The organism is Arthrobacter sp. Y81 (assembly GCF_002929335.1).
Classification (GTDB): domain Bacteria; phylum Actinomycetota; class Actinomycetes; order Actinomycetales; family Micrococcaceae; genus Arthrobacter.
Window position 1 is genome coordinate 1 of sequence record NZ_PJIL01000101.1, and the last position, 521, is coordinate 521.

At 65.1% G+C, this 521-nt stretch carries 1 protein-coding gene; it reads left to right on the forward strand.

Annotated features, from left to right (window positions below; translation table 11 throughout):
* A partial coding sequence (locus CXQ91_RS24385) for a cysteine protease StiP domain-containing protein (protein ID WP_258074256.1) occupies positions 1-521 on the forward strand: 521 nt, incomplete at both ends.

Here is a 521-nt window from a genome sequence, read left to right on the forward strand (position 1 = left end):
GGCCGAGCGGGAGCATGCCATCCAGTCCGGTGCCGCGAACTATGCCGAATCTCTGCCGGTGGAATACACCCCGAGCCCCGAATACCAGGCGTTGTACCAGGACGCACTGGAACGTTCGGGCGAACGGATTGCCACGGCTGTGGGAGTCGTGACGGAACTGGTGCTGGCTGCGCGAAACAACCAGCCGGTGCTGGTTTCACTGGCCCGGGCCGGCACGCCCATCGGGATTTTGATGCGCCGCTGGGCGCAGGCGGTCCACGGGATCGACGCCCCACACTTCACCATGAGCATCGTGCGCGGCGTAGGTCTTGACCAGGTGGCGTTGCGCTATTTAGCCGCGAACTTTGACCCTGCACGGATCATGTTCGTCGATGGCTGGACGGGCAAGGGCGCCATTTCCAAGGAACTTGCCGCCGCCTTGGACGCCTTTGAAAAGAGCGACGGCGTGCGCTTCCCCGCCGATCTGGCCGTCCTGGCCGATCCCGGCCACTGCGTGGAGCTGTACGGCACGCGGGAGGACT